A 4,929-nucleotide genomic window follows, 5' to 3' on the forward strand; every position below is an offset into this window, starting at 1 on the left:
CTTGTCTGCGTTGTACTCTACATTTGGATTCATGACCTCGTCTAAAACTGTCCATACATTAAACCCAAATGTCACTTCTCCCTCCTTCGCTCCAGGTATACTTAGATTTCCACCGTCCTTTACATGAACCTCTTGTAACTCATCAAACTCATATTCAGCTGCATATTTTGCAAATACATTTACCACTCCTGGGTCGATTCCCATGCAAATACATGCCATTTGATTTTTATCTCTCCATTTATCATGTCTGTCAAAGTTGTATTTTGTCATAGGCTCTACATAGCTATTTTCTATGCCGAGACCTAGCTTAGGATGCTCCATAGGCACAGACCAAGTTCCCATACTTCCGTAATTTGCTCCAGCCTCGTAAGCCGCATCAAAAATATTGTTGCTTACAAATGGTGCTGCAGCATCCATCACGAAGTCTATATCATATGTTTCAATTAATTCTACAATGTCCTTTTCATTTCTAGCATCGACCTTGACCGCCTTTAAGTCGTCCCTATCTCTTAAATGACTAATTACTTCCTCTGCTCTATCTAAATCATAATCTGCAACTAAAACAAACTCCAGCCATGTTCTATAGTCAAGCCTGCTTTGAATTATCCTTAGTATAGATTCTCCCACTGCACCTGCTCCTACTAACATCATTCTCATAAATTATCACTCCCATTTTTTTAATTAAAATAAAAAAGACAGGGTAACAAGGCTCACTAATTAAAGTGTCCTGTTACTCTGTCCTTTTGCCAGTTGGTTATAGCCACGTAGGCGACGGAAATCCGTTCTCTCCAAAGTTTCGTCAGATAATCTTCCTTTTGCCTGTCAGTTTCCAAAAAAGTTTAGACCAACTCTTTCTTTGCTTCTTCGGCACTACATTTAAGTAGCTTCTAGGATTATCCTCATCCGAATTTATTTTGTTTTCTTATTTATATTCTAAGATATTAATAGTAGTTTGTAAACTAAGTCTATAAAAATTTATTTGTTTATTAATTCAGCATAAAGTGATGCATCTACATTACCACCTGTTATAACTATGCATATACGGCGACCCGCACTTGTGTCTATTTTATTTTCAAGCATTGCTGCTATACCTACACATGCTGATGGTTCTGCTAATATTTTTTCTTTTAATCCTAGTAATTTTACAGCTTCTGCTATTGATGCTTCTTCTACTGCTACTACTGTATCTACGTTGTCTCTTATCATTTCGAAGTTTATTTCTTCTGCCTTGCTTATACGAAGACCGTCTGCTATAGTTTGACCCATTTCTACTGTCAGAGCCTTGTCTGCTTTTAATGCTTCTGTAAATAGAGGTACTTCCTTAGGTTCTACAGCTGTTACTTTTATACTTGGATCAACTCCCTTTATTGCAAATGAACCTCCACTTGTCAAGCTTCCTGCTCCACATGGCATGATGAACTCGTCCATTTCACCATTCATTTGTTCTAGTGCTTCTATTGCCACTGTTCCATGACCTATTATTACTGCTGGGTCCATATGTGAATGAACTAGGCAGTATCCGTGTTCTTCTATTAATTCTGCACATTTTTTATCTCTGTCTTGTCCAGTAAATCCTGCAAGCACTACTTCTGCACCGTATCCCTTTGCTCCTGCTATTTTTGCTTTAGGTGCATTTTCTGGCATTACTATAGTTGCTTTTACCCCTAATTGCTGTGCCATGTAGCTTACTGCTTGTGCATGGTTACCGCTTGATGCTGCTGTTACACCCTTTTGTAGCTCTTCCTTTGGTGTAATTAGCATTTTGTTGCTTACTCCACGTAATTTGAATGCTCCTGTGTATTGCATATTTTCTAATTTTAGCCAAATTTCTGCTCCGTCGAATAATTTTTCAAGATTTTCAGCTCTTATAAGTGGTGTCACTTTTACGTAGTCTTTTATTCTTTTTTTTGCTTGAAATACATCTGATACTTGTAATTTTACTTCCATCGTTATCCCCCATGATATTTTAAACTTTACTATATTATATACCATTTTATACGACTATAACATATTAAAGTTTTATTATATTAAAATATTTTAGTTTTGTAAAAATACAGAAAATGTACTTCCCAATTCTGATGATTTGACCTTTATGTATCCACCTTGCTTTGATATAATTTCTCTGCTCAAATAAAGCCCTATACCTATTCCTTCTTCCTCTAAGACATCTCTACCTCTATAGAATCTACCAAAGATTTTTGGAATTTCATCCTCGGATATACCGATACCTTGATCCGTGATATCTATTCTAGTAAATATCTCGTACTTTTCAATCGATATGGATATCGTAGTATTTTCTTTTGAGTATTTAATTGCGTTTTCGATTATGTTGAATATCGCCTCTGATGTCCATTTTTTATCGTAGTCTAGTAGTATTTTTTGCTTTGGTTCAAAATCTATCGTTATATTTTTAGACTGTGCCTTTTTGTATAGCTGAGAAATCGCAGATACTACGGCATCGTTTATGTCGGACGTTGTTTTGTGTAGATTTATTACTGAGCTTTCCAATCTAGACATCTTTATCATACTCTCCACTAAAAAGCACAATTTATCTAGTGACAATAGTATAACTTGGTTAAACTCTTGTCTCTCATCCTCTGATAAATCCTCGTCTTGCAGAAATTCGCTGTACATCTTCATATTTGTCAGCGGTGTTTTCAGCTGGTGTGCGATATCCGATATTAGAGATTTTATTTCGTTTTTTTCTGTTTCAATTTTTTTATTTTGTGATTTTAATATGTTTATTAATCTCAATGTCTGATGCTGAAGCTTTGAAAATATAGAATCATCTATCATGCTAAAAACTTCATCTTCTCTCATATCAGAAATACTTGCTAGCATATCTGACAATTTAACTAGTATCTCATTTGTATATTTTTTAAAAAATAATTTCTGTAAAAAAAATATAATAAAAATCGCAAATGTAAAAGCTATAGTTATAATCGAAATATTTATATCGTAATCCTTTGTCCACATAAAAATACATATATTAAACGATAAACAAGCTATAAAAACTACAAAATTGAGTATAAAATTAATTATATTTAATCTCTTCATAACAAGCTACTCTCCCAATATATAACCTATTCCAAACAACGTAACTATATATTCTGGATTTTTAGGGTCATCCTCGATTTTTTTGCGAAGTCTTCTGACGTTGACAGATAAAGTGTTGTCATCTACATAATTTCCATTGTAATCCCATAATTTATCCAGCAAAACCTCCTTGGTCATAGCTATCCCCTTATTTTTGCAAAGGAGCTCCAAAAGCTTGTATTCTGTGACACTTAGCTTGATTTCTTCATTTCTCTTATATACCTTTTTACTGTCAAAATCTATCTTCAAATCCTTATATACAAATAATTTCTTAGCCTTTATATCGCTTCTTTTTAAAATTGCATTTATCTTAAATTTAAGCACCTCTATTGAAAAAGGCTTTGATATATAGTCGTCACAACCACTCTCAAATCCCTTTATCATATCCTCCTCAGTATCATTTGCAGTGAAAAACACGACTGGAAAATCTATTTGATTTTTTATCTCGCTACATAAATCTAACCCGCTTCCATCTGGCAGACCTATATCTAAAAGCAGAAAATCTATATGATTTTCAGATATAGCATTTTTCGCCTCCTGCTTAGTATATACACTTATAGTATTATAGCCTTCTTTTTTGAGTGCAAACGACACACCTCTATTTAAAAGCTTGTCATCCTCGACAATTAAAATATTTTTCATTGCTTCCTCCTAAATACAATAAATCACGGACAATAGATTGTATATTATCCGTGATATAAATATTATTTACTTAAATTCTATCATTTTATCGTAAATATAGCTATTTTTCTATTCTTCTAAGTCTCTCTGTCACGCTTGATTTAGAGCTTTGTTTATACACAACGCTAGGAGTTATAGTGCAAACTAGCAATATAAGCACTACCAATAAAATCAACGCACTGGTAGGAAATACAAATTCTGCATAATCGACCATATTTTTAATAAATTTTGAAATCATATACACGACACTCATACCTAAGGTCATTATCATAAATATCGTTATACCTGCATAATACAAGCCTTCAAAAGTCAGCATCTTCTTGATTTGTCTTTTAGTCATTCCTATGCTCTCAATTACGGCAAGCTCTGTCAATCTCGTATTTACATTTGTGACCATTACATTTATAAAATTAAGTATCCCTATAAATATCAAAATTATAGAAATTCCGCCAACTATTATGTTCATCATTATCATACTTTGTTCGAAGTTTTCAACTGCATCTGATCTTGCTTCTAAATTTACATCCTTGCTTTCTTCAGCCATAAGCTTTAGCTTATTTTTTACTGATATTTCGTATTTTTGATTTACATCGACCTTTACAATATTATTTAGTATATCGCAGTCGATTTTATCTATTACAGACTCACTTATATAAAATATAGGTATACCTATTTCGTTTTCTTTACCAAAGTTAAGTACATCATTTTTATCTTCAACTATATTTACTCCCAAATCAACAGACTTAGTTCTATCTGAATTTCTAAATGTAATTTGTTGATTAGAAAAATCTAATTCTTCGTAATTAGGATAGTAGAATGTACTTGTAAGTGCTATTTTTCCTTGCTTAAATGCCTCTACATCTATTTTATCATCATTTAACTTTTCAAATTTGTCTATAGTTTCGTCGTCTACAAATGATACCCATGTAGTAAGTTTACTTGGATCCTTCTTTATCTTTTGTAGATAATCGTCTAAGTATTTTCCTCTGTAGAGAATCTCTCATATCCAGCCTTTAAAGCAGGCATAAGAACATCTTCGTTCATGTCCATTTGTAAATTTGAGACCTTGCTTACTTTTACTGAAGTTACACCTTTAATTGATTTTATGGATTCTATATCCTCATCGCTTAATTCAGAAATATTATCTCCATA

At 32.9% G+C, this 4,929-nt stretch carries 6 protein-coding genes; all 6 read right to left on the bottom strand.

Annotated features, from left to right (window positions below; translation table 11 throughout):
* A partial coding sequence (locus MR593_RS09370) for a saccharopine dehydrogenase family protein (protein ID WP_290692191.1) occupies window positions 1-657 on the bottom strand: 657 nt, incomplete at its 3' end.
* Window positions 658-975: 318 nt separating this feature from the next.
* Window positions 976-1,947: a threonine ammonia-lyase gene (locus MR593_RS09375; protein ID WP_290692193.1), complete on the bottom strand. Its 972-nt coding sequence runs from the start codon at window positions 1,945-1,947 to the stop codon at window positions 976-978.
* 90 nt (window positions 1,948-2,037) lie between these two features.
* Window positions 2,038-3,057 (bottom strand): sensor histidine kinase, encoded by a 1,020-nt coding sequence (locus MR593_RS09380; RefSeq protein WP_290692195.1) that lies wholly within the window; start codon window positions 3,055-3,057, stop codon window positions 2,038-2,040.
* Between the two features lie 6 nt (window positions 3,058-3,063).
* A complete protein-coding gene (locus tag MR593_RS09385) occupies window positions 3,064-3,738 on the bottom strand; it encodes a response regulator transcription factor (RefSeq protein WP_290692197.1) in 675 nt (224 codons plus the stop codon).
* Window positions 3,739-3,838: 100 nt separating this feature from the next.
* Window positions 3,839-4,510, bottom strand: coding sequence for an FtsX-like permease family protein (locus MR593_RS09390; protein WP_290692199.1), 672 nt, complete (start codon window positions 4,508-4,510; stop codon window positions 3,839-3,841).
* A gap of 239 nt (window positions 4,511-4,749) precedes the next feature.
* Window positions 4,750-4,929 (bottom strand): hypothetical protein (locus tag MR593_RS09395; RefSeq protein WP_290692201.1); only part of this gene is annotated, 180 nt, incomplete at its 5' end.

The organism is Intestinibacter sp., from assembly GCF_022780145.1.
In the GTDB taxonomy this organism is placed as follows: domain Bacteria; phylum Bacillota; class Clostridia; order Peptostreptococcales; family Peptostreptococcaceae; genus Intestinibacter.

Coding starts and splice junctions, on each gene's coding strand:
- MR593_RS09375 (WP_290692193.1), bottom strand. CDS start 1,947: ATGGAAGTAAAATTACAAGTATCAGATGTATTTCAAGCAAAAAAAAGA.
- MR593_RS09380 (WP_290692195.1), bottom strand. CDS start 3,057: ATGAAGAGATTAAATATAATTAATTTTATACTCAATTTTGTAGTTTTT.
- MR593_RS09385 (WP_290692197.1), bottom strand. CDS start 3,738: ATGAAAAATATTTTAATTGTCGAGGATGACAAGCTTTTAAATAGAGGT.